The 21,969-nt window shown below is 59.8% G+C and carries 23 protein-coding genes, 1 pseudogene and 1 other annotated feature; of the genes and pseudogenes, 10 read left to right on the forward strand and 14 right to left on the reverse strand.

Translation table 11 applies throughout. The features are described 5' to 3' along the window. Positions 1-23 precede the first annotated feature (23 nt). The 4 genes and pseudogenes from EO136_RS02010 to EO136_RS02025 form a co-directional block, all read right to left on the reverse strand. Positions 24-829, reverse strand: a pseudogene (locus EO136_RS02010) (IS3 family transposase); the annotation flags it as partial. Beyond that, positions 432-548, reverse strand: a sequence feature (AL1L pseudoknot). (Overlaps the previous pseudogene by 117 nt.) A gap of 473 nt (positions 830-1,302) precedes the next feature. Continuing rightward, positions 1,303-2,133: a universal stress protein gene (locus EO136_RS02015; RefSeq protein ID WP_164730398.1), complete on the reverse strand. Its 831-nt coding sequence runs from the start codon at positions 2,131-2,133 to the stop codon at positions 1,303-1,305. Between the two features lie 73 nt (positions 2,134-2,206). Further along, complete coding sequence (locus tag EO136_RS02020) at positions 2,207-2,614, reverse strand: hypothetical protein (RefSeq protein ID WP_127142802.1); 408 nt, start codon at positions 2,612-2,614, stop codon at positions 2,207-2,209. 132 nt (positions 2,615-2,746) lie between these two features. After that, positions 2,747-3,418: a helix-turn-helix domain-containing protein gene (locus EO136_RS02025; RefSeq protein WP_127142803.1), complete on the reverse strand. Its 672-nt coding sequence runs from the start codon at positions 3,416-3,418 to the stop codon at positions 2,747-2,749. Positions 3,419-3,561: 143 nt separating this feature from the next. On the opposite strand from EO136_RS02025, the gene EO136_RS02030 reads away from it, so the two are divergent. Next, the gene (locus EO136_RS02030; protein ID WP_127142804.1) at positions 3,562-4,272 is read left to right on the forward strand and encodes a response regulator; all 711 of its coding nucleotides are present in this window, start codon (positions 3,562-3,564) and stop codon (positions 4,270-4,272) included. On the opposite strand, the gene EO136_RS02035 is transcribed toward EO136_RS02030, so the two are convergent. The 3 genes from EO136_RS02035 to EO136_RS02045 form a co-directional block, all read right to left on the reverse strand. Next, entirely contained in the window at positions 4,269-5,801 is a 1,533-nt protein-coding gene (locus EO136_RS02035) for a PAS domain S-box protein (protein WP_127142805.1), read from the reverse strand. The two genes, EO136_RS02030 and EO136_RS02035, sit on opposite strands and share 4 nt — an antisense overlap. Before the next feature lie 76 nt (positions 5,802-5,877). Further along, positions 5,878-6,315, reverse strand: coding sequence for a thioredoxin TrxC (gene trxC, locus EO136_RS02040; RefSeq protein WP_246018240.1), 438 nt, complete (start codon positions 6,313-6,315; stop codon positions 5,878-5,880). A gap of 82 nt (positions 6,316-6,397) precedes the next feature. Next, on the reverse strand, positions 6,398-6,958 hold the full coding sequence (locus tag EO136_RS02045) for an Hsp20/alpha crystallin family protein (protein WP_246018241.1): 561 nt from the start codon (positions 6,956-6,958) through the stop codon (positions 6,398-6,400). 247 nt (positions 6,959-7,205) lie between these two features. On the opposite strand from EO136_RS02045, the gene EO136_RS02050 reads away from it, so the two are divergent. Further along, the gene (locus EO136_RS02050) at positions 7,206-7,601 is read left to right on the forward strand and encodes a hypothetical protein (RefSeq protein ID WP_127142807.1); all 396 of its coding nucleotides are present in this window, start codon (positions 7,206-7,208) and stop codon (positions 7,599-7,601) included. Then, positions 7,564-8,115, forward strand: coding sequence for a hypothetical protein (locus EO136_RS02055; protein ID WP_127142808.1), 552 nt, complete (start codon positions 7,564-7,566; stop codon positions 8,113-8,115). Before EO136_RS02050 ends, EO136_RS02055 begins: the two co-directional genes overlap by 38 nt. Before the next feature lie 233 nt (positions 8,116-8,348). On the opposite strand, the gene EO136_RS02060 is transcribed toward EO136_RS02055, so the two are convergent. From EO136_RS02060 to cydD, 3 genes are read right to left on the reverse strand one after another with little or no spacing between them, the layout of a single operon-like run. Further along, the gene (locus tag EO136_RS02060; protein ID WP_127142809.1) at positions 8,349-8,846 is read right to left on the reverse strand and encodes a hemerythrin domain-containing protein; all 498 of its coding nucleotides are present in this window, start codon (positions 8,844-8,846) and stop codon (positions 8,349-8,351) included. 2 nt (positions 8,847-8,848) lie between these two features. Next, complete coding sequence (gene cydC, locus EO136_RS02065; RefSeq protein WP_127142810.1) at positions 8,849-10,507, reverse strand: thiol reductant ABC exporter subunit CydC; 1,659 nt, start codon at positions 10,505-10,507, stop codon at positions 8,849-8,851. After that, entirely contained in the window at positions 10,504-12,189 is a 1,686-nt protein-coding gene (gene cydD, locus EO136_RS02070; RefSeq protein ID WP_127142811.1) for a thiol reductant ABC exporter subunit CydD, read from the reverse strand. The genes cydC and cydD overlap by 4 nt, the downstream gene beginning before the upstream one ends. A gap of 154 nt (positions 12,190-12,343) precedes the next feature. Here cydD and EO136_RS02075 point away from each other — a divergent pair, with 154 nt between their 5' ends. Genes EO136_RS02075 through cydX form a run of 3 tightly spaced genes read left to right on the forward strand, consistent with a single transcriptional unit; the run spans position 12,344 to position 15,214 of the window. Further along, complete coding sequence (locus tag EO136_RS02075) at positions 12,344-13,936, forward strand: cytochrome ubiquinol oxidase subunit I (RefSeq protein ID WP_127142825.1); 1,593 nt, start codon at positions 12,344-12,346, stop codon at positions 13,934-13,936. Positions 13,937-13,948: 12 nt separating this feature from the next. Next, a complete protein-coding gene (cydB, locus tag EO136_RS02080) occupies positions 13,949-15,097 on the forward strand; it encodes a cytochrome d ubiquinol oxidase subunit II (protein ID WP_127142812.1) in 1,149 nt (382 codons plus the stop codon). A 15-nt stretch (positions 15,098-15,112) separates the two neighbouring features. Continuing rightward, positions 15,113-15,214, forward strand: a complete 102-nt coding sequence (gene cydX / locus EO136_RS02085) for a cytochrome bd-I oxidase subunit CydX (RefSeq protein WP_127142813.1) — start codon at positions 15,113-15,115, stop codon at positions 15,212-15,214. Between the two features lie 177 nt (positions 15,215-15,391). On the opposite strand, the gene EO136_RS02090 is transcribed toward cydX, so the two are convergent. The 3 genes from EO136_RS02090 to EO136_RS02100 all read right to left on the reverse strand — a co-directional run bounded on the left by EO136_RS02090 (position 15,392) and on the right by EO136_RS02100 (position 19,877). Continuing rightward, the gene (locus EO136_RS02090) at positions 15,392-15,721 is read right to left on the reverse strand and encodes a transposase (RefSeq protein WP_246018242.1); all 330 of its coding nucleotides are present in this window, start codon (positions 15,719-15,721) and stop codon (positions 15,392-15,394) included. A 262-nt stretch (positions 15,722-15,983) separates the two neighbouring features. Continuing rightward, the gene (locus tag EO136_RS02095; RefSeq protein ID WP_127142814.1) at positions 15,984-17,267 is read right to left on the reverse strand and encodes a 2Fe-2S iron-sulfur cluster-binding protein; all 1,284 of its coding nucleotides are present in this window, start codon (positions 17,265-17,267) and stop codon (positions 15,984-15,986) included. A 60-nt stretch (positions 17,268-17,327) separates the two neighbouring features. After that, a complete protein-coding gene (locus EO136_RS02100; protein ID WP_127142815.1) occupies positions 17,328-19,877 on the reverse strand; it encodes a heavy metal translocating P-type ATPase in 2,550 nt (849 codons plus the stop codon). A gap of 160 nt (positions 19,878-20,037) precedes the next feature. Here EO136_RS02100 and EO136_RS02105 point away from each other — a divergent pair, with 160 nt between their 5' ends. Next, entirely contained in the window at positions 20,038-20,235 is a 198-nt protein-coding gene (locus tag EO136_RS02105) for a heavy-metal-associated domain-containing protein (RefSeq protein ID WP_127142816.1), read from the forward strand. Between the two features lie 15 nt (positions 20,236-20,250). On the opposite strand, the gene EO136_RS02110 is transcribed toward EO136_RS02105, so the two are convergent. Then, positions 20,251-20,697, reverse strand: coding sequence for a DUF305 domain-containing protein (locus EO136_RS02110; protein ID WP_127142817.1), 447 nt, complete (start codon positions 20,695-20,697; stop codon positions 20,251-20,253). A 141-nt stretch (positions 20,698-20,838) separates the two neighbouring features. Between EO136_RS02110 and EO136_RS02115 the strand changes: the two genes are divergently transcribed. The 3 genes from EO136_RS02115 to EO136_RS02125 form a co-directional block, all read left to right on the forward strand. Continuing rightward, positions 20,839-21,213, forward strand: coding sequence for a hypothetical protein (locus EO136_RS02115; protein WP_127142818.1), 375 nt, complete (start codon positions 20,839-20,841; stop codon positions 21,211-21,213). A gap of 34 nt (positions 21,214-21,247) precedes the next feature. Continuing rightward, complete coding sequence (copM, locus tag EO136_RS02120; protein ID WP_127142819.1) at positions 21,248-21,739, forward strand: CopM family metallochaperone; 492 nt, start codon at positions 21,248-21,250, stop codon at positions 21,737-21,739. A 110-nt stretch (positions 21,740-21,849) separates the two neighbouring features. Next, on the forward strand, positions 21,850-21,969 hold a 120-nt coding region (locus EO136_RS02125), incomplete at its 3' end, for a MerR family DNA-binding transcriptional regulator (RefSeq protein ID WP_127142820.1).

Here is a 21,969-nt window from a genome sequence, read left to right on the forward strand (position 1 = left end):
ACCTCACCTTCAAAAGCCAGACCTAGGCGCCGGCCACAGGCATCGATGACGAAGGCCACGTAGACAAAGCCGGCCCAGGTGGCCACGTAAGTGAAATCCGAAAGCCAGAGCCGATCGGGTGCCGGGGCATGGAACTGGCGGTTCACCTGGTCGAGCGGGCATGGGGCAGCCTTGTCGCTGATCGTTGTGCGAACCGGTTTGCCGCGAATGACACCCTGCAGGCCGAGCTCCCGCATCAGCCTTTGCACCGTGCATCGCGCAACATCGAACCCTTCCCGCTGCATCTGTCGCCAAACCTTCCTGACGCCATAGACCGAGAAGTTCTCGGCAAAGACCCGCATGACCTCAGGCTTGAGGGCTTCATCGCGTTGGGCACGGGCCGACAGCCGCGAGGGATCACGGCGTTGAGCGACATGCTCATGATAGGTGGATGGGGCGACCGGCAGGACTCTGCAGATCGGCTCGACCCCATAATGCCCACGATGCTCGTCGATAAAGGCGCTCATCGCTTCAGTGGGCGGTCGAGCTCCGCCTGGGCAAAATATGCTGACGCTTTGCGCAGGATCTCGTTGGCCTGCCGCAACTCTCGGTTCTCCCGCTCCAGGGCCTTGAGCTTCTCGGCCACCTCGCTGGGCACGCCAGCTCGCCGTCCACCATCAACCTCGGCCTTCTTCACCCAATCGTTCAGGGTGTGGGCCGAGCAGCCGATCTTCTGGGAAACCGAAACCACTGCCGCCCAGCGCGACGGATACTCCCCGCCATGCTCCAGCACCATCCGAACCGCCCGGGTCCGCACCTCGGGGGAAAACTTGTTCGTTGTCTTGCTCATCAGGCTCTATCCTACTTGGAGTTGGAGCCTCCGACAGTCCCGGCGCGGTTCAGACCGAAGACGGAGAGTGGCACTTCGACTACGACATCGAGCGGGTCAGCGACGACGAACACGGCTACCGCTTTGGCGAAGAGCGTTTCGTGACGGGCGAATATGTTTCAATCGCGGATCGCTCGGGAAATATGCATACTTACAAGGTAACCCGTACGGAAAAGCCGCAACGGCGGGCCGGTCGCCAATGCTGTGTGGCCAGTGGGCCTGGACAGCCCGAATTTTGATCAGAATCGAAACGTGTGACGCTCGGGCAACTGGCCGACCGGTCTCTCATTCTCCACCCGGGGGCGGAACACCGGTTCGACGGCTCAGATGACAATTGTCTCGGAAAACTGTTGATCTGGGTGGATGAAGTGGGGGCTACCGCGCTCGATAAGGCGTGCCGACACGCTCACAGCTGGTCCGTGTAGGAGACCGCATCAGTGGGCAATGAGTACGGGGAGAGTTGCCCGTGTCAGCACGCCGCGAGTTGCGCCGCCCAGCATCCATTCGCGGAACCGCGAATGCCCATAGGCACCCATTACGAGCAGTCCGGCACCGGCCAGTGTGGCCTCCTCGAGCAATGTGTCGGACACACCTTTGCCGTGCGGCACCGGATTGAGTTGAACCTTGACCCCATGGCGATCGAGGTGGCGGGCAATGTCGCTGCCCTGAGCGGCGCGTTCAATGCCGCCCTTGTCCTCGTTGCCAACCATGCATACTGAAACGGCTTTTGCCCGGACAAGGAACGGCATCGCTTCGGACACTGCCCGAGCGGACTCGCGGGTGTTGCTCCACGCTACAACGATCGTATCGGGATCAAAGGACTTGATCGCGCCCGGTGGGACCAGCAAGGAGGCCCGACCGGAGCGAAAGAGCACTGCTTCGATAACATCAGCCAGATTGTCCTCATGCCCGTAAGGCCGAGTTCCCACGAACAAGTCGAACAGCCGAGCTTCCTGAACGAAAATTTCGCTACATCGCGCATCCTCGACGTCGTGGCGACGCAGTTCATGCCGCATTGGCAACGCATCAAAGCGCGTCCGTAGATGTCTCATCGCTTCGTCTCCTCGCGCGCGTGCCGAGTGCTGCAGCTCGTCGAGCCCCAACCCGTTGTATCCAAATCCTCCCATTGCACGAATAGCTGGGAGCGGATTGACGAGGACGCCCGCCAAAAATGCATCGAAGTGCTCGGCAATCTGTTCGGCAATCGCCAAGCGTGCCTCATCCTCAACATTGCCGTCGAGATGGACGCAAATGTCTTTGATCATCTTTTTTGGGCTCCCATGATCCGTTGTCATTTTCGATCAAACCCTTAAGCGACGTTGTCCGCCTTGACCTCGATCAAGGCTCTCTCAGTTCAGGAACATCATGCAATTCTACTCTGAGGACAGGGATATCGATCAGTATGCTCGTCACCAGAGCTTGAAGCGAACTTCGCAACCCATAGATCAGGAGGACAACGTGCCCGTCTTCCAGGTCGGTCTCGATTTCTTGTTCAGTTCGGACAGACGCCCACGCATCGGGGGTTGCCAGGTGCCTGACGGTGAATGATGCGGCAGTGCCGATGTGGACCCAATTCCGGGATTGTCCGGATCTGTTCCGTCGAAAAACGGCGGGCCAGGTGGCGGGCGCAGGCAGCGGATCGAACCTGGTTTCCGATGCCATAAGTACCGCCATATCGGAGATATCGATTGAGCGCTGAGCAAGATAGATCAGCGCGAGTGCAAGGGGGCCGACATCCTTGAACACGCATACCGCCACGCGATACGACCGCTGGCGCCGCACTCCGGTATGCTTTGGAGGTGTTCCAACCTGCCCTGTGGCTCGGCGCTTGGTCATTTCCGTTTATCGCCACCCTATCGATCCCGATTGGCCCGAACTTCAGTGGAGGTCGACTTCACAATCTGCGAGGCTTTGCAGGCGCTGGATATTCTCGATCTGTACGTAGCCAGTCTTGGGAAGGCTGATGACGCCCAGCCCGCGCAACTTGGTGATGTTGCGGCTCACCGTTTCGATGGTCAGACCGAGATAATCGGCGATATCGGCGCGCGTCATCGGCAAGCTGACCGTGCCCGAACACGCCAGGAACTGGTGCCTCCCTGCCAGGGTGCACAAGAATGACGCCACCCTTTCGAGAGCCGATTTCCGGCATAGAACAATCGAGAGGTTTTGCGCCGCAGTAATCTGTCGAGAGGCGGCAGCAAGCATCTTTTCCCCCAGTTCAGGGCGCTCGCGTACCGTACGCAGCAGGCTTGCCTTGGAAATGGCCCGAACGCGGGAAAACACCAGGGCATCGCAGTCAAAGCTGTAGGTATCTTCGTGTGCAAAGCCGATAATGTCGCCGGGAAAGGCGAACGACATGATCTGCCGGCGACCGTCTTGGAAAACCTTGTAGACCCGGATAACCCCTTCAAGGACCTCAAAAAGTCGGTCTGCCTTGTCGCCTTCGAAAGTCAGCGGGTCATGCGCGCGCAGTGTTTTGACAGCGGCGTCTTCGATCGGGGACAAGGTCCAGACGGGCGCGGGGCTCTCAAGTGATGCAAAGTGCAGCATGGGACGTCTCCTGAACCGTGGTGGTCGTTTGGTCTGGAGACAATGCCTCGCGGGGGTAACCCGCTTGCGCCGCCAATGTAACAGAATGTAATAGAAGGTAGCACAACACCGGGTTTTGAAGCCGGCGTGGCCAAGGCACAATAATGCTAAACGATAGCCCTCACATTCTGATCGTTGATGACGATGACAAGGTGCGACGTATGCTGCGGCGTTGCCTTGAGGATGAAGGATATCGCATTTCCGAAGCGGCCGATGGAAGGGCCGTCCGAAGGAGCATGGACCAGAACCCCGACCTCATCACGCTCGATCTCAATCTTGGCAGTTCGGATGGTCTAACCATCGCGCGCGAAATCCGGCAGATGTCGGACGTGCCCATCATCATGATCACTGGCAAGGGCGACATGATCGACCGTATCGTGGGACTGGAAGTGGGAGCGGATGACTATATCGCAAAGCCGTTCCACATCCGTGAAGTGCTGGCACGGGTGCGTTCTATGCTTCGCCGCGCCGCGTCCCGGCCCACCACGCCCAACGGCGCCGGTACCGATATCCGCTTTGATGGTTTCGTGCTCGATGTCGAGCGGAGGACACTCATCGGACCTGAGGGTCCGGTGACACTGACCACCGGTGAGTTCGACCTTCTGGCCGTGTTCGCAGACAATCCCAACCGGGTTCTCAATCGGGACCAGATTCTGGATCGGCTGAAGGGCCATGCCTGGTCACCCTTTGACCGCAGCATCGACAACCAGATCGCCCGGCTGCGCAAAAAAATCGAGGCAGACCCTGCGAGCCCGCAATTGCTGAAGACCGTTCGCGGGGCCGGATATACCTTTACCCCCCGAATACCCTCCTAGAGTGCCTCTGCTATGGCCTCGGCCAGTTCCGCCATTCGGTAGGGCTTGCGCAGCACTTTGAGATTGGCCTCGGTGAGTTTGTCCGCGCGTGTCAATTCTTCAGCGTAGCCCGAGGTCAAAAGGCATTTGAGACCCGGAAACAGCTCGCGCGCCCTCGTCGACAGATCATACCCGGACATGCCACCGGGCATCACGAGATCGGTAAACAATAGTTCGACCTCGGGGTAGGCCGCCAGCACATCCATCGCCGCCGCTCCGCTGTGAGCCTCAAGAACTCGATATCCTAATTCCTCAAGGCGCGCGACGGTAAGCCGCCGCAGACGCTCGTCGTCTTCGACCGCCAGGATCAACTGCCCGCGACCGCGTTCATCTATTGTCTTTAGTGGGGCGTGCATTTCTGGTTTGATCTCGCGATGCCGCGGCAGATAGAGGCTGACCGTCGTGCCCTGCCCCAACTCGCTGTAGATGGCCGCGTGGCCGCGCGACTGCCTGGCAAATCCGTAAATCATGGAAAGCCCCAACCCGGTGCCCTGCCCTTTTTCCTTGGTGGTAAAGAACGGCTCAAAGGCGCGTTCGAGCACCGCAGGCGGCATGCCGGAACCGGTATCGGAAACCGAAAGCCGGACATATTCGCCCGCAGCGAGTCCTTCGCTCCCATCATCATCAAATTCGACATTGGCGGTCTCGATCACCAGCCGACCGCCGTCGGGCATGGCATCCCGCGCGTTGACGGCGAGATTGACGATGGCACTTTCGATCTGAGAGGCATCGGCGCGCACAGTCCACAGACTAGGGCTTAAGGCACTCGACAGCAGGATGGTTTCGCCCAGCGTCCGATGCAGCATGTCCGTCAGATCGAGAACGAAAGTGTTGAGGTTGACCGATTTGGGTTCGAGATGGCTGCGGCGCGCGAAGGCGAGGAGCCGAGCGGTCAGTCTCGAGCCCACCTCGGCCGCCTCAAGCGCCTCGTTGGCCAGCTCCCGGTGGCTCTCCTCTTTAAGGCGCATATCGAGCATTTCGAGGTTGCCGATAATCACTGTCAGAAGATTGTTGAAGTCGTGGGCGATACCGCCGGTCAACTGCCCCATCGCTTCCATTTTCTGGACTTCGCGCAGTGCCAGCTCGGTCTCCTTGTGATCGGAAAGGTCTCTTATGATCCCCGCAAACTGCGTTTCCCCATCGATCTCGAATTCGCTGACCGCTAGATGGATGGGGAAATGGCTGCCATCTGCGCGACGCCCCACCACCTCGCGCCCGATGCCGATGATTTTCCGGCGTCCCGTCGAGCGATAGGCGCGCAAATACTCGTCATGCTCCGAATGATAGGGCTCGGGCATAAGGAAATGCACATTGCGTCCGAGGAACTCGTCCTGCGTATAGCCGAAGAGCCTTTCGGCGGCGGGATTGACGGTCCTTATGCTGCCGTTGGCGTCGATGGTCAAAATCGCATCGACCGCGCTTTCAAGGATCGCCCGTAGCTTTGCGGCTTGGCCCGCGAGAGTGGCGTCCGTATTGGCTATTTCGGGCATGGGCAACTGCTGCAATTTTAGCTGCCCCACCCTACCCCAGCTTTTGGGGTATGGATAGACAGGAGACGATTGTCCTTCAGCGCAGCTGGGCGTTGAGCCAGGACACAATCTGTCCCGATCCCATGGCGCCCGCCTGGCGCGCAATTTCGTTGCCCGAACGAAAGACGATCATGGTAGGAATGCCACGAATGCCAAGCCGCTGCGAGAGGTGTTGTTCCTGATCGGAATTGACCTTGAGAAACCGCACCGCCGGCTCCATGGCTCTGGCAGCCTTTTCAAATTCAGGCGCCATCCCGAGGCAAGGACCACACCACGGCGCCCAAATGTCGACGACAACCGGTATAGTGCTCTTTGCGACCTGGCGATCAAACATCGCTGTATCGACAGCAACTGGCAAACCCTGGAACAGGGCGTGACCACATTTGCCGCACGTTGCCTCCATTCCATCTTTGGTCCCTGGCAACTGATTGACCGCACCGCAATGTATACACACGGCGAACTCGTCTTTTTTCACGCTTTGCCCACTCCCTGAACGTGCAACCGCCATCTCGGCGTCAACCGGCAAGGCGGTCGCAGACTGCGACCGCCTTGCCCCCTCATGCTGCGTTGATCGCGATCTTCTTTTCGGCTGTCTTCGCCTGTGCGCTCTTGGGCAATTTCACCGTCAGAACACCGTTTTGGTAGTCTGCCGCTATCTTTTCGACATCGATACCCTCGGGCAAAGCAAAAACGCGCTCGAAGGAACCGAACTGGCGTTCTTTGACGTAATAATCCTTCCTCTTCTCTTCGGACTCTTCGCGCTTCTCACCATGGATCACGATATTGCCGTTTCGCAGCGAAACCTCGACATTGTTTGCGTCCATGCCGGGCATTTCCGCTTTGATGTCGTAGCTGTCCTCGCTTTCGGAAATATCCACCGTCGGCGCCTTCCAAATCTTCTCGCGCTCGAGAGCAGCGTCGAAGCGCGAATTGGCGGGGCGCAGCCAGCTCGAACGGGAAAAATCTTCAAACAACCTGTCAATCTGGTGATGCAGGTCTTCGAATGGGTGCCATGAGCGCGGGCTGTTCTGTTTTTCCTGGCTGATACGAACCGGGTCCTTTGTTGCGGGTTCCATAATTTCAATCTCCATGGTCGGTGTCTGCAACGATCCGATCATCGCGCTGAGACCCGCGACGCACATTGATTGGGATCAACCACCGCGCGCGCAAGATGCGCTAGCCTCAAGGAACTGGCGGACTCGCCATGAAAGCCGTAGTCGTAGGCACCGACGGCTCAACACGGGCCCAAAGTACCGCCTGACGAGGGCATCAAGTAGTCTGAAATCACCGCGACGTAGTCGATCTGGCTCCAGTATGAATCGCAGCTGAACTGTCGCCCACATAGCCTTGAAGTAGGAGTAGCGAATGCATCAGCGCGCCGCCCAAGCCGACATGCTCCCACAGCGCCAGTGCCTCTCAACGAGCCTGATCACTGCTGTGGTGCTCATAACGCTTCTCGCCGCGATTGCCGCGGCATTCCCGTTCTTGTTTGGCGACGGGCCAGGCCCGAGCGAATACCTCTCGGTTCGCGGCGAGGCAGTGACGCTTTACGGTTATGGGCCTTATCGCCACATGCCGGCAGAAATCGCCATCCAGGGTTTGGCGCAGGACCTCGTCACCCTCTTCGTTGGCGTGCCTGCCCTTCTGGCGGCGCTCTTCTGGGCCCTGACTGGCTCGAGGGCCGGTCATCTCGCTTTCATTGGCGCGGTCGGATATTTTTTTTGTGCAGTACACGCTCTATCTTGCCATGGCGACCTATAATGAGCTCTTCCTCGTTTGGGTGGCGCTGGTATTGCTCAGCTCCCAAGTCCTCCTGCGAGTAGTTCTGATGAGGCCTGCCCAGACGTTCGTGCTGCCGCACAACCGTCTTCTAGTCGGCGGCGTCCTGCTGACCAATGGTACGCTCATCACCTTGTTGTGGCTGAGCGTCATCATTCCGCCTTTGGTGGACGGGTCGCTCTATCCGGACGGACTGGCGCATCTGACCACCATGATCGTCCAGGGCTTTGATCTGGCGATCTTCATCCCGCTTTCGCTGATCGCCGGCTATGCTTGTCTAAGGGGTCGTGCCCATGGCGCACTGCTGGCTCCGGCCTATTCGGTATTTCTGGTGCTGCAGATGACGGCGCTTCTGGCCAAGATCGGCTGGATGACAGCGGCAGGTGCAGCGGCCGGCCCGGCGCTCGTCATCATTCCGGCGCTGCTCGTCGGCGCCACCATCGCGGCGATTGGCTCCATGCAGACGAACCTCGGTGCTCCTGACACTACCAAATGATAATGGAGGAGCGCTGTTGCAACCCATATGGACTCGGTGGCGTAGGCCGAGCGCGAAGCGACCGGCAAGACATTCGCCGTGGCGGATCGATAGCGTCGATTTTCTAGGGCTGACCATCGACCCCCCTCTCGCGGCAGTTGATCAAGGGGCGCACCATGGAGCGATCGAGATCAAGAATGACCGCGCTCTGATCGTGCCCGATCTTTGCCGGCTGGAGCTTCGGGCAAGGGGGTTCAGTTCAGCCTGCCCCTGGAACCGCAGAAGCCGAACAGCGGCACCAGGAAATCTTCCTCGAAAGCGATGTGGCGGCGTAGGGCTTCGAAAAAGCCGCGCAGCATGTAACCCAGCGCTTCGGCGGAGAGCCTGCGTTCGCCCCGCACAAAGGACAGCAACGCTTCCTGTACTTCCTCGGCATAGCAGCTGTCTTCAAAATGCTCGTATTTGAGACGCTCGATGATCTTGTCGAGCCCAGGGGTTGTGATCCAGCGCTCGGATATCATTGGAAAGATCATCTCCTCTTCGACCTGATGGGCCTTGGTAATCAAGGGACCGAGCGCGCGCGCTGCATGAAGGCAAGCCTGCCGGTCGACCGAAATTGGCAAGGCATCGGCGATCGCTTCGAGTGCATCGCAAATAGCGCGCTGATCGCGATGAATGGTCGAAAGCGTATTGTGAATGCGCTCGGGCTCCAATGGCGTGGTGGCGTCGACAGGTCTGGTGCGAGGGTTCATTTTCAAGCGTCCGTGAGGCGACCGTTTTCGAGCCGACGCGTAGCCAACCCGATCTCGGCGGGAATATGGGCGTGGGTGACACAGACTACGGTGCGCCCCTCCAGCGCTCGCGCCATGTCGTTGAAAAAGGCCAGCTCGGTTTCTCGATCGAGACCTTGTGTGGGTTCATCCAGAACAACAATGTCGGCGGACGAAAGCAGTGTGCGCGCAAGAGCCAGGCGCCGCCCCTGCCCCGCAGAGAGCGTCGCGCCGATCTCCCCGACCATGGTGTCGAGACCCTGTGGTAGGGCGCGGACGGTCTGATCGAGTCTGGCACCGGCAAGCGCCGCCCAAAGCGAGGCATCGGTGGCATCGGGCCGGGCGAGGGTGAGATTGTTACGGATGGTGTCGAAAAATATGGAGCTATCCTGGCTCATAAGCGCAATGCGGGCGTGAAGATCGGCCAATGCGACATGCGATATCTCTGTGCGCGCCACAGTGATTTTCCCCGCTTGCGGATCTGCAAGGCGAAGCAAGAGCCTCAGAACCGTCGATTTCCCGCTACCGCTCGCCCCGGTGATCGCCAGATGGCCGCCAGCGGCCAGATCGATACTGAAATCGACAAGGACGGGGACGCCGTCATCGTAGCAGAAATCGACATGGTCGAAACAAACGCTGCTGCCCGGCGGCAACGGGATGGCCCGGACCGGTTCCACGATAGCCGGCGGGCGGGTCGCAATCGCCTTGAGGCGGTCAGCAGCGGCAAAGGCAGAGCCGAGCTTGCCCACCGCGCGGACAACGACATTGGTCGCTTCAAAACTTCCCATCACGGCAAGCAAAAGACCGACGAGCACCGCTCCATTGATGGCGTTTGTTTCGAGCGCGGCAAGGCCCACGATCAGCGTGCCAAGCAGCGCTGCGGCGGTGAGTACCTGCACCCCGCCGCCGGCGAGCGCGACCGCGAGCCCCTGCCGAGAGCGCAGGCGCGAGAGTTCAGCTTGTGCAGCACCAAAACGAGCCGACACGTGGCGCTGCTGGTCAAAGAGGACGATGTCGTCATGTCCCACGACAGCATCGAGCACATGGACGCGGAGGCTCGCCATAGCATCAATAATCTGACGCCCCAGATCGCGGGTGAAAACGATGAGCAATGCGGGTATCGCGAGCGCAGCTGCAGCCATCGCGCCGGCGTAAATCCAATGGGCGCCGGGCAGGAGCCAGAAAAGGGTTGCCGTCATGGTGCCGCCGACGATGAGCGCTGTGACGAGAGGGCCGATGGCGACGAGAAAGAGCGTATCGAGGGCATCGACATCGGCGGTCATGCGACTGACGAGATCGCCGTGACGCAACTGGCGGCCTGGCAACGGCAGGCGCGGAAACAAAGACGCAAACAACCAGCGACGAATGTCGGACAAAAGCGACAGGGTCGCATTGTGGCCGACGAGCTTTTCGAAATAGCGCGACAGGATGCGGATGAACGAAAAGCCGCGTACGGCCGCCGAGGGTGCAAAGAGATTGAACGATATTCCGACCGCCGTCAGCGCGGTGGCCGTTAGAAACCAGCCCGAGACGCCTAAAAGGGCTGTCCCCGCCGCCAAGGTTGTGAGCGACAGGGTCAGCGTCAGCGCAAAGGCACGCAGATGAGGCCTGAGCAGCGGAGCAAAAAACAAAAGCGACTTCATTGCGCAACCTTTCGGAGGGCAGACGTGCGGTGGCGCCGGTGAGGCACGGCAAAGAGCTTGCCGCCGGCCATGCGGTAGACGGCATCGGCTCGGGCGGCGACGGCATGGGCGTGGGTGACGATGACGAGCGCGCGGCCCAGGGCGAAGTCAAAGATGGCATCGAGGACTTCGGCTTCGGTTCGCTGATCGAGATGGGCCGTGGGCTCGTCGAGCAAGATGAGATCGGGATCGGTGAGAAACAGTCGAGCCAACGCGACACGCTGCGCCTGTCCGCCCGAAAGCCCCTCCCCGCCCTCACCGATGACTGCATCGAGCCCGTCAGGCAAGGCCGCGGTAAAGCATTTGACCTGCGCCAACTCGGCTGCTGTTTCGATAGCCGCGCGCGTGGCACTGGGATCGGCAAAGCCGATATTGTCGGCGATGGTGCCGAAAAAAATGCGCGGGTTTTGCGTGATGTACCCGATTTTCGGCCGGCCAGCGCCCCAGTCGATCTCGCCTTCATGGGGCAAAAGCCCGGCAATGGCGCGCAAGAGCGTGGACTTGCCGATGCCGCTATCGCCCATGATGGCGATGTGTTTCCCCGACGCGATATCGAGATCGAGCCCATCGAGGATGGGTGGGACAGAAAGCGTGCGGATGGCGATGGGACCGCGCGCGCGGATGGCCGCGACGCTGGGCGCCGCGATGGCGGTCGTAACTCCGATCTGCTTTTCGATTTCAGCCAGTGCCGAGCGTGCTGCGGCGCGGTCGTGATGATGGGCCGCCAGTTGCCGCAGGGGTTGATAGACCTCAGGGGCCATCAGAAGGCAGAAAAAGCCAGAGGCAAGCGTCAGCTCGGGATGGAACGGGAGATAGCCCAGAAAGGTCAGGCCGACATAGAGTGCAACGCCCGCCACCCCCAGCGCGGCAAAGAACTCGAGAATGGCCGACGAGAGGAAGGCGATGCGCAGAACCCCATTTGTGCGCCGGCGTAGATCTTCACTGGCGGCGTGCACGGCATCGGTTGCAGGTCCGGCCTGCCCCAAAAGCTTAAGGGTAACCAGCCCGCGCAACCGGTCAGCGAAATAGGCCGAGAGCTGAGCCAGCGCATTGGCCTGCCGATTGGTGGCCGCCTGCGCGCCCATCCCAGCAAGCGCCATGAACAGGGGTATGGCGGGAGCGGTGAAGACAAACAGCAGGGCCACGATCCAGTCGATGGGAAAAAGGATGACCGCAAAGGCAAACGGCAAGAACCCCGCCGCAATCATGGCGGGCAGATAGCGCGCGAAAAAAGGCTCGATCGCCTCCACCTGATCCACCAGTGCCGCACTGGTGGCACCCGAGGCAGGGGCGACACCCAGACCGCGCTGGGGCAACAAAAGGCCATCAAACAGCGCGACGCGCAGCGTCCCCTTGATCCGCTCTGCACCGACTTGCCCGGCATATTCGCCCAGCGCCGAAAAGGCTGCCCGCACGCACCACAGCGCAGCGACAGCTGCGATCATTGGAGCGACCGTACCAATCGGAGCGCCATCAACGATGGTGGCGCCAAGAATCTGGGCGAGGAGATAGGCCTGAACGACCAGCAACGCGCCGCTGCCAAGCGGGGCGGCAATGGCAAGGACGAGCGGCAGCCCCCCATCTTTGGCAATGGCCTTGAGCCGGCGATCGAAAGGGCGGTGGGTCTCGGAGGAAACGGTCATGAAAAGGTCCGGCACGCAGAAAAGACAATTGCCTTTGTCAGCGCGACCCTATTGCCGCAGCGAACCGCACCGCCTTGACCTGAATCAAGGAGGGCGGAACCGAACACGATTATCGAGGACTACAATCGACCTTTCGACCAAGGCAAACCCCATGATGATCGATCAAACCGTCGTCGACCTGTCGCGGGCCCAATTTGCGGCCACGGCGCTCTATCACTTCCTGTTCGTACCCCTAACGCTCGGACTTTCGTTCATGATGGCCATCATGGAGAGCGTCTATGTGATGACCGGTCGGGAGATCTGGCGAAAAATGACCCTGTTTTGGGGCACACTTTTTGGCATCAACTTCGCCATGGGCGTGGCCACCGGCATCGTGATGGAATTCCAGTTCGGCATGAACTGGAGCTATTACAGCCATTATGTGGGCGACGTCTTTGGCGCACCCCTCGCCATCGAAGGGCTGATGGCGTTCTTTCTCGAAGCCACGTTTATCGGTCTGTTCTTTTTCGGCTGGGACCGGCTGTCGAAAGTGGGGCATTTGGTGGTCACCTGGCTTGTGGCACTGGGGGCCAATTTTTCCGCGCTGTGGATTTTGATCGCCAATGGCTGGATGCAGTATCCGGTCGGCGCGACGTTTAATCCCGACACCATGCGCATGGAAATCACCAATTTCATGGAGGTGATCTTCAACCCCGTCGCGCAGACCAAGTTCGTGCACACCGTTTCAGCCGGCTACGTTACCGGCGCGGTGTTCGTGCTGGCGGTCAGTGCATTGTTTCTGCTCCGGGGCAACCATATCGAACTGGCCAAGCGCTCGATAGTGGTGGCCGCCAGCTTCGGGCTGGCCGCAGCGCTCTCGGTTGTCGTTCTGGGCGATGAGAGCGGGTATGTGGCAACCGAGCACCAGAAAATGAAGATCGCCGCTATGGAGGCGATGTATCACACCGAAGCGGCGCCTGCGGGGCTTGCGCTGGTTGCGTTTCCCCAAGCGGACGGCTCGATCTGGGAAATCAAGATTCCATGGGTTCTGGGCCTAATCACGACCCGCTCGTTCGATACCGAACTACCCGGCATCGACGATCTGGTCATCCAGGCGGGCGAGCGGATTCGCAACGGGCTCAAGGCCTATACAGCGCTCGAGACCCTGCAGGCCGACCGCACTAACGAAGCAGCACGGACAACGATTGGCGAAACCTGGCCCGACCTGGGCTATGCCTTGCTGCTCAAGCGCTATCGCGTCGATATCGAAAACGCGACCGATGCGGAAGTCGCCATGGCGGCGGCCGATACCGTGCCCGATGTGTGGCCCCTGTTCTGGACGTTCCGGCTGATGGTGGGGGTTGGGTTCTTTTTCATCGCGTTTTTTGCGCTGGCCTTCTGGAAGGCATCGCGCGGGACGCTAGACAAGCACAAGAGCTTTTTGAAAGTGGCCGTGGCGGTCTTGCCGCTGCCCTGGATTGCCGCCGAAGCGGGCTGGATCATCGCCGAATATGGCCGCCAGCCCTGGGCCATCGAGGGCGTGTTACCGACCTTTTACGCGGCCTCGGGGCTGACCGTCACCGACCTCGTGATCAGCCTCTCATTCTATGTCACCGTCTACACCATTCTGGCTGTAATCATGGTCTGGCTGATGACAAAGGCGATCAACGCCGGGCCCAAGGACTACGTGGCGCTGCTCAACGGGGAGACCGAGGAGGTGCCCCAAGCGCCAAGCCCCACTGCTGCCCACCCTGCACCCGCCGAATAAGGAACAGGACAAATGGATTTTATTCCAATCGATTACGAAAGCCTGCGGATAATCTGGTGGGCGCTATTGGGTATCTTGTTGATCGGCTTTGCCATCATGGGCGGTATGGATCTGGGAATCGGTGCGCTCTTGCCTGCCGTGGCGCGAACCGACGAGGAACGGCGCGTGCTGCTCAACCTGATAGGCCCCACATGGGAGGGCAATCAGGTGTGGCTTGTGCTCGGCGGCGGCGCAATCTTTGCCGCCTGGCCACCGCTCTATGCGGTCAGCTTTTCGGGCTTTTATCTTGCCATGATCGTCATCCTGCTGGCGCTGATTCTGAGGCCGGTGGGGTTTAAATTCCGCGGCAAGATCACCGACCGCCGCTGGCGCGAGGCCTGGGATTGGGCGCTGTTTGTGGGCGGGTTCGTGCCGTCGGTGATCTTTGGCGTTGCGGTTGGGAACGTGCTTTTGGGTGCGCCTTTCTCGCTTGATGCAACCTTGCGGCCCCAGTATCTGGGCACTTTCTTCGGCCTCTTGACACCATTTGCCCTTTTGTGCGGGCTGGTGAGCCTCGCCATGGTCGCCACTATGGGCGCCTCGGTCATCGCGGCACGCACCGAAGGGGCGATCGCCCAGCGGGCGCGCATATATGGTCGCTGGGCCGGGCTGGCCGCACTGGGGCTGTTTGGTCTGGGCGGTCTATGGGTCGCTTTCGGGATCGAAGGCTATGTGATCACCAGTACTGTGGTGACCGATGCGGCGTCGAACCCGCTCAACAAGACGGTGGCGCGCCAAGCGGGTGCATGGCTGGCCAATTACGGCAACCAGCCCTGGATGATGATCGCGCCGTTCCTTGGTTTTGTCGGGCTGGGGCTGGCGGTGTATTACCTTGGCGAACGCTGGAATGTGCCTGCGATCCTGGCCTCGGGGCTGGCTATATTCGGGATCGTCTCGACGGCGGGACTGTCGCTCTTCCCGTTCCTTTTGCCCTCATCGTTTGATCCCGATGCGAGCCTGACGGTGTGGGACGCGTCATCAAGCCATCTGACGCTTTTTATCATGCTGATCGCGACGGTGATCTTCCTGCCCATCATCCTTGCCTACACCAGCTGGGTCTACAAAGTCATGAGCGGGCCGGTGACGCCCAAAAGCCTCGGCCGCAACCCCAACGCATATTGAGAAAGGACAAACGAGATGTGGTATTTTGCCTGGATACTGGGCGTCGGGCTTGCCTGCAGCTTTGCGATCCTCAACGCCATGTGGTTCGAAATGCGCGAAGACAAGCACTCCGATTGAAACCCTTCGCCACCCTCTTCGAAAGCGGTCGGCACGCCGCTCTCGTTGTCGCTACGGTCACAGGGTGTTGATTACCGCTGAGATCTGACCCGGGATTGGAGTGAACCCCTGGGACTGGACCAGCGCAGCGTTCCAAACTAAGCCGCCTGTAGTAGAACGTACTCCGTGGAAGATCGATCATTTGACATCCCCGCCTGATGGAGCAATGCGCGGGCCGGTGACAATCGATGAGTTCTCGTTGACGGGTCCTGGAGAGGGCGCGGCGTTTTTTTTGGCCATGTCCAGTTCCATGGTCAGTTGCCCGACCTTGCGCTCAAGAGCTGAAATGCGGGCCTCGTATTCCGCAGCGACGCTTGCCTCGGCTTCTTCCTGATTGAGTTCGCCACGATCGAACTGGGACAGCTTGAGCTGAATGAGATTGGCGGCAACGCTATAAGTGCGCTGCGCATCGCGGCGCCCGATGGCGCCATTTCGAATGTCCTGGCATAACTGCAGCTTGAACTGCATCGAGTGACGGCGGTAGGGCCCTCTTGGTGACATGGACCTTCTCCATTCAAGGCCCACAGAGCGTATCAGCTTTTCTTGCTCGCTGGTCCAGTCCCAGGGGTTCACTCCAGTCCTGAGCCAATGGTGAGGCCTCGATGGCGCCCACCATGCCGATGCCGGTACTGTTAACCAGCATGTCGACGGGGCCAGCATCATCCAGGCAGGCAACGATGCTTTCGGCGGGAGCCATCCAAAGAAGACAGGCAGCAGTCAGCCCTTTCGGTCACGGGTGAGGGTGTTCCTCTGGTGTGAAAAACACATCGGCGTGCAGATTCCGCGATTGGAGCCTCGCGCCGGCCAGTACCAGCGTTGTGGCTTTGACCATCGGTGGCGGGCCGGCGATGTAGGCTTTCCATTCGTTTAGGTTTTCCAGATCCTCGGCGATCGCGTCGCTGACCATGCCGGTTCGATAGTGCGCAGTCGGCTGATCCGACAATACGGGGGTGAATCTCAAGTTGCGATGCGTATCGACCAGGGACTGGAAATGGTCCAGCATGTAGAGATCTTGCTCGGTGCGCACCCCGAAATAGACATGGATCGGTTGGTCCATACCCAGATATAGAGCCGTGGCGACGATCGAGTGGATGGGCGCAAGTCCCGACCCGCCGGCAACCGCAAGGATCGGCCCGGAGTGTTCCTGACGCAAATGCGAGGATCCGAATGGACCTTCGAGTGTGATGGAATCTCCCGGTTTCAAATTCGCATGAATAAAACTGGAGGTTTCACCATCGGGTACGCGACGAATATGGAATTCGAGCTCGCTCCGGTCAGGGCGGTTGGCCATTGAGTAATCGCGTGCAGGAAGTCCCTCCAACGACAACCGGGCATGCTGGCCCGCAGAAAAGCTGAATGGCTGGCCATCGAGGGCGAGCCTAACGCGGAGAATATCGTGGGTCGCGGTGTCGATGGCTGCGACACGACATTGCAATCTGCGCTCGGAATGGTGCGGCTTTTCGTGATGCGGGCCAAGCCACTCTACACTCACCGATCCTTTGGGTACCGCACAACAGGCCAGAATCAGCCCATTCGCTTTCTCTTCTTCTGAAAGAGCAAATTCAGTGTGACCGAGAAGCGAGACTTCCCCCTCGAGCAGGCGCGACTTGCACTTGCCACACTGCCCGGAGCGACAACAGTGCGGATAGGGAATACCCTTTACCAGTGCCGCCGAGAGGATCGTCTGTCCGGGTTCAATATTGAAAACCTGTTTGGCTTGGGGAATATGAAGTTCTGGGTATTGAACCTCTGGGCCCGCGATGCTGCCTGCGCCACCGATCTGTCCAAGTTTAGCTTCGATCTTCGGTTTCTGGATTTCAAAGGGGCCGGACGCGAACCAATCCCCGATTGCCGTTATTGGCGCGACGCAGTCGCCATATTGCTCCCGGATGTGTTTCAGGACCGTCCGGTCGGACAAATCTTTTTCCGTATAGGGCACACCTTCCCGGACCAGCCAATCGGTGAGCGCCCGGAAGTCGGGGCAAGCGGACGAGGCGGTGTAGATCGAGAACATCGGTTCCTGCCTTTTATTGGATGTGTCGTGCGACGGGCATAAAGGCGCTTGCACGCATCTTCATTCAGCTGGCGCTCGCTGTGTCGTGAGGAACTGGGTTTTGGACCTCGGCTCGCTGGACATTGGCGGAAGGAAGCGTTTCAGGCGCAACGCGTTACCAAGCACGAAGACGCTCGACATCGCCATCGCCCCTGCAGCCAAGACCGGCGACAAAAGCAGCCCAAATGTGGGATAGAGCACGCCGGCAGCGACCGGAATGAGAGCGGTATTGTACGCAAAGGCCCAGAACAGGTTTTGCCGGATATTGCCGATCGTTGCCTTCGAGAGCGCGATCGCAGTGGGGACGCCCATGAGACTGCCCGACATCAGCACCACGTCGGCGGCCTCGATGGCGATGTCGGTGCCTGTTCCAATGGCGATGCCGACATCGGCTTCGGCCAGTGCGGGCGCGTCGTTGATCCCGTCTCCGACGAAGGCGAGCCGACCGTGCGCCAGTTTCATCTCTCTTACCGCAGCGACCTTGCCATCAGGCAGCACCTCGGACACTACGTGGTCGATGTTCAGACGCCGGGCAATCGCCTCGGCTGTGTGGCGATTGTCACCGGTGATCATCGCGACCTTGAGACCAAGATCATGAAGGGCCTTGATGGCATCCGGTGTCGTTTGTTTGATCGGATCGGCAACAGCAATGATTGCCGTGAGCCGGCCGTCGATGGCGGCATAGAGCGGGGACTTGCCGTCTTGGGCCAAATGCGCTGCAGTGGTGGCGAATGGCGAGACGTCGAGCCCGAGACGTTCCATGTACCGGTCAGCACCGATCTCGACGCGACGCCCGTCTGCCAGGGCGCGGATGCCGAAACCGGTAATGCCCTCGAAATCGGTGACATCTGGGAGCGCCAGACGCTGTTCTTGAGCTGCCTGGACAATGGCCCGCGCGATGGGATGTTCGGATCGGGATTCAACTGCGGCAAGGAGAGCCAACACATCGTTGCTGGCAACCCCGTCAACGGTTTCAAAGTCTGTCAGCACGGGTCGGCCCGCGGTCAGCGTACCGGTCTTGTCGAACGCGACAACGCGGGCGCCCATCAAGGACTGGAGCGCCTCGCCCTTGCGGAACAAAACGCCCATCTCGGCGCCACGACCGGTTCCAACCATGATGGATGTGGGTGTTGCCAGCCCCATGGCACATGGACAGGCGATGATGAGCACGGCTACGGCATTGACAAGGGCAAAGGTGATCGCCGGATCAGGACCAAAGATCGCCCAGACAACAAAGGTCAATGCGGCAATTCCCATGACGGCGGGAACGAACCACAGCGTCACCCTATCGACCAGCGCCTGAATGGGGAGCTTGGAGCCCTGCGCTTCCTCGACCATGCGGATGATCCGGGAAAGCGCGGTGTCGGCGCCTACTGCGGTCGCACGGAAAGTTAGGGCACCAGTCTGATTGACCGTACCACCGACAATCGTGTCGCCCGTTGTCTTTTCGACGGGCACCGGCTCACCTGTGATCATGGATTGGTCAACAAAGGAGGACCCCTCCACGACTTCGCCGTCTACCGCAACGCGTTCGCCGGGCCGGACGTCCACCAGATCGCCAGTGACGATTTCGGCGAGCGAGAGCTCCACACTTTTGCCGTCGCGTTGAACACGTGCTGTCCTGGGCTGGAGGCCGACAAGGTGCTTGATCGCATCCGATGTTCGCCCCTTGGCGCGGGCCTCCAGATGCCGGCCAATCAGGATCAGCGTCACGATCACGGCGGCCGCCTCGAAGTAGACGTTCACGGTCCCCGCGGGCAAAACCTGCGGCGTGAAGGTTGCCACCACCGAATACGACCAGGCAGCGAGCGTGCCCACGGCCACCAGCGAGTTCATGTCTGGCGCGCCCTTGGCGAGTGCCGGCAACCCGGTCCTGTAAAAGCGCAGTCCGGGCCAGAACAGCACCAGTGTGGTAAGAGCAAACTGGACATACCAGCTCTCTTGCATCCCGATGCTGTTCATTACCAGATCGTGGATCGCAGGGATAAGGTGCGAGCCCATCTCCAGAACGAAAACCGGCAAGGTGAGCAACGCAGCAATGGATACGTCCCGGGCCAGCGCCGACTGATCGAGCTGCTTGCGAGCGGCTTGCGCCTGCCCATCCGCGCCGGCGCTTATTGCGTGCGCCTGATAACCGGTCGAAGCAATGGCAGCGATCAGTGCGGCCTGAGTGAGATATGCGCTTCCCCAGATAGAAGCTCGTTCGGACGCAAGGTTCACCGAAGCGCTGGTCACCCCGGGAACCGAAAGCAACGCCTTTTCCACTCGACCGACACAAGAAGCGCAGGTCATCCCTTCGACTGCGAGCTGCAGCTTCTGGCCAGGAACCTCATAGCCTGCATCCTCGATTGCCTTGACCAGAGCATCACGGTCTGCAGCCTCATCGATTGTAATCTCGGCGCGCTCGGTCGCAGGATTGACGTTGGCTCCAGAGACGCCTCGCACGCCCACCAAAGCCCGTTCAACGCGACCAACGCAGGACGCGCAGGTCATTCCAACCACAGGAAGCGTGATCTTGGTTGGCCCCGCAGCCGGACCATCTTCGGTTTCGAGGTTCGTATGGGCGGTCATTGGTCGCTCCCGTTGGCAAGCTCTGAGAAACCTTCTCTGCGCCTTCCAGTCGATGGAAGGTCAATGCTGACAGGCAACAATTTCTCCCGTGCCGAATTCCCTTGACCTTCCTCCTGCTGGAACCCCCATCGTCCAAGAAAACAAATCGTAGGAGAGCCACATGGAATTTCAGATCGACAACATGACGTGCGGCGGCTGCGCCAGGAGCGTCACCAAAGCGATCCAAACGATCGATCCTGAAGCCAAAGTCGATATCGATCTTGGTGCCAAGGTGGTGCGTGTCACCTCGAGCGCTGAACAGGCCACCATTGCGGCTGAACTCGACGATGTGGGCTATCCACCGCGGCGTGCGGCATAGCCAGCGCCCGGAGTCTCACCGTTCGAGTTCGGCAATGAGGGTTTCCATCTCATCGATCTCCCGGCGCTGGGCCTGGATGATTTCGTCGGCAAGTTCGCGAACCCGTGGGTCGGTCAACTCCGCCCTCTCGCTCGTCAGAATGGCAATGGAATGATGTGGGACCATGGCCTTCAACCAGTCGACCTGATCGATCGTAGCCTGCGAGCGCACCAGATACAGAGATCCCGCAAATATGAGTGCGGCAACAGCAAAGATCGCTGCATTGATCCCCTTACGGTCGTACATGCCCAACATGAAGGCCATCATCACGATGGCCATCGCCGCGCCCATGACCAGCGCCATATAGGCCCGAGTCTCGCTCCAATAGACGTGCTCGAGGGCATAAGTGTTGAGATACATGAGCCCAAACATGATCACCGTGGACGTTGCAATCATTGCAGCAAAGCGCAGGTATTTGCTCATCGTCGATCCTTTCTTCGGGCAAGCTCGGTCAGATCAGTTGATCCCGACAGGTGTGCCCTCGTTCTCGAAACCGCCATATTTTGGGGAATTGTTCGGTTCAACGCGAGTTCCAATCCCGATGCATGCGAAAGGCGCCGTTCGTTGAAGCTTGCCGACCGGACACTACCGCTGATGATTGCCGCGTTGCTCGCACTGGCCGTTTCCCTGGTCTGGCTGCCGGCTGGCGCGGGCGCTTTCGAGCGTCATGCCCAAATGCATGGTAGTGGGATCGAGGAGGCGCACGATCCGGCATATCACGATACCGACCCTGGCGAGATGGCGGGCGCCCAGCACCCCTGTAAACCCTGCGGCGCCGATTGCTGCATGATGACCCAGTGCCATCCCGGTTTGGCGACCGAGCCCCATGGCTCCTTGTTTTCGGAACCAGGCGACAAGGTAATCAGCGCCATTGGGGCGGGCGCGCTCAGCGGTTCGCCCGATGTTGCCGTTCCTCCTCCGCGCATCCTGCTGATCTGATTGAATATGAACCAGTTTTGACAGGAGAATTTCGATGAACTTCGCAAGTATAGTCTTTATGGCGGCCCTTGCAGCCGCTGCGCTTTCCGTCCCCGCTCTCGCGCAGGGGGCCGACTTCCAGCTGCCCGACCAGTGCACGACCACTACCGGGATGGGGGATATGGATCATTCGTCCATGGGGCACGGCACCATGCACGGCGATCAAGATGACGACATGGGCGCAGCGATGATGGACATGATGGGAATGGACATGGACCTCGAGGCCATGCCCGAGCATGTCCAGGAAAACATGGCCAAGATGATGGTCACCATGCCCGCCATGCACGAAGGCATGATGAACGAAGACGCCGATGTGGCTTTCGCATGCGGGATGATCGCTCATCATCAGGGCGCCATCGACATGGCCCAGGTACTGCTCGATCATGGTGACGATCCGCAGATGCGAGCCCTCGCCGAAGAGATCATCGAAGCACAGGTCGCCGAGATAGAGCAGATGACGACCTGGCTGGTTGCAAACGCCAACTAAAAATACCCGGCCGCGCGGTCCGTGCCGCGCGGTCGTCTTTCGCAATTGACCCTTGCGCTTCCAGTCGCAGGAACCCTTATGAAGGCCGGGTTAGCATTGGAGACATTGCCATGAACATTGGAACTGCCGCCCGCCAGTCAGGTCTTCCGGCCAAGACTATCCGCTATTATGAGGACATCGGGCTGTTGAAGGCCGATCGCGCCGCGAACGGATATCGCGACTACTCCAAA

The organism is Pelagibacterium montanilacus, from assembly GCF_003992665.1.
Classification (GTDB): domain Bacteria; phylum Pseudomonadota; class Alphaproteobacteria; order Rhizobiales; family Devosiaceae; genus Pelagibacterium; species Pelagibacterium montanilacus.

What these genes read in the sequence shown, in the direction of transcription:
- EO136_RS02015 (WP_164730398.1), bottom strand. Translation starts at nt 2,133, where the DNA reads ATGATCAAAGACATTTGCGTCCATCTCGACGGCAATGTTGAGGATGAG.
- EO136_RS02025 (WP_127142803.1), bottom strand. Translation starts at nt 3,418, where the DNA reads ATGCTGCACTTTGCATCACTTGAGAGCCCCGCGCCCGTCTGGACCTTG.
- EO136_RS02030 (WP_127142804.1), top strand. Translation starts at nt 3,562, where the DNA reads ATGCTAAACGATAGCCCTCACATTCTGATCGTTGATGACGATGACAAG.
- EO136_RS02035 (WP_127142805.1), bottom strand. Translation starts at nt 5,801, where the DNA reads ATGCCCGAAATAGCCAATACGGACGCCACTCTCGCGGGCCAAGCCGCA.
- EO136_RS02045 (WP_246018241.1), bottom strand. Translation starts at nt 6,958, where the DNA reads ATGATCGGATCGTTGCAGACACCGACCATGGAGATTGAAATTATGGAA.
- EO136_RS02050 (WP_127142807.1), top strand. Translation starts at nt 7,206, where the DNA reads ATGCATCAGCGCGCCGCCCAAGCCGACATGCTCCCACAGCGCCAGTGC.
- EO136_RS02060 (WP_127142809.1), bottom strand. Translation starts at nt 8,846, where the DNA reads ATGAACCCTCGCACCAGACCTGTCGACGCCACCACGCCATTGGAGCCC.
- cydC (WP_127142810.1), bottom strand. Translation starts at nt 10,507, where the DNA reads ATGAAGTCGCTTTTGTTTTTTGCTCCGCTGCTCAGGCCTCATCTGCGT.
- cydD (WP_127142811.1), bottom strand. Translation starts at nt 12,189, where the DNA reads ATGACCGTTTCCTCCGAGACCCACCGCCCTTTCGATCGCCGGCTCAAG.
- EO136_RS02075 (WP_127142825.1), top strand. Translation starts at nt 12,344, where the DNA reads ATGATCGATCAAACCGTCGTCGACCTGTCGCGGGCCCAATTTGCGGCC.
- cydB (WP_127142812.1), top strand. Translation starts at nt 13,949, where the DNA reads ATGGATTTTATTCCAATCGATTACGAAAGCCTGCGGATAATCTGGTGG.
- cydX (WP_127142813.1), top strand. Translation starts at nt 15,113, where the DNA reads ATGTGGTATTTTGCCTGGATACTGGGCGTCGGGCTTGCCTGCAGCTTT.
- EO136_RS02090 (WP_246018242.1), bottom strand. Translation starts at nt 15,721, where the DNA reads ATGCAGTTCAAGCTGCAGTTATGCCAGGACATTCGAAATGGCGCCATC.
- EO136_RS02095 (WP_127142814.1), bottom strand. Translation starts at nt 17,267, where the DNA reads ATGTTCTCGATCTACACCGCCTCGTCCGCTTGCCCCGACTTCCGGGCG.
- EO136_RS02100 (WP_127142815.1), bottom strand. Translation starts at nt 19,877, where the DNA reads ATGACCGCCCATACGAACCTCGAAACCGAAGATGGTCCGGCTGCGGGG.
- EO136_RS02105 (WP_127142816.1), top strand. Translation starts at nt 20,038, where the DNA reads ATGGAATTTCAGATCGACAACATGACGTGCGGCGGCTGCGCCAGGAGC.
- EO136_RS02110 (WP_127142817.1), bottom strand. Translation starts at nt 20,697, where the DNA reads ATGAGCAAATACCTGCGCTTTGCTGCAATGATTGCAACGTCCACGGTG.
- copM (WP_127142819.1), top strand. Translation starts at nt 21,248, where the DNA reads ATGAACTTCGCAAGTATAGTCTTTATGGCGGCCCTTGCAGCCGCTGCG.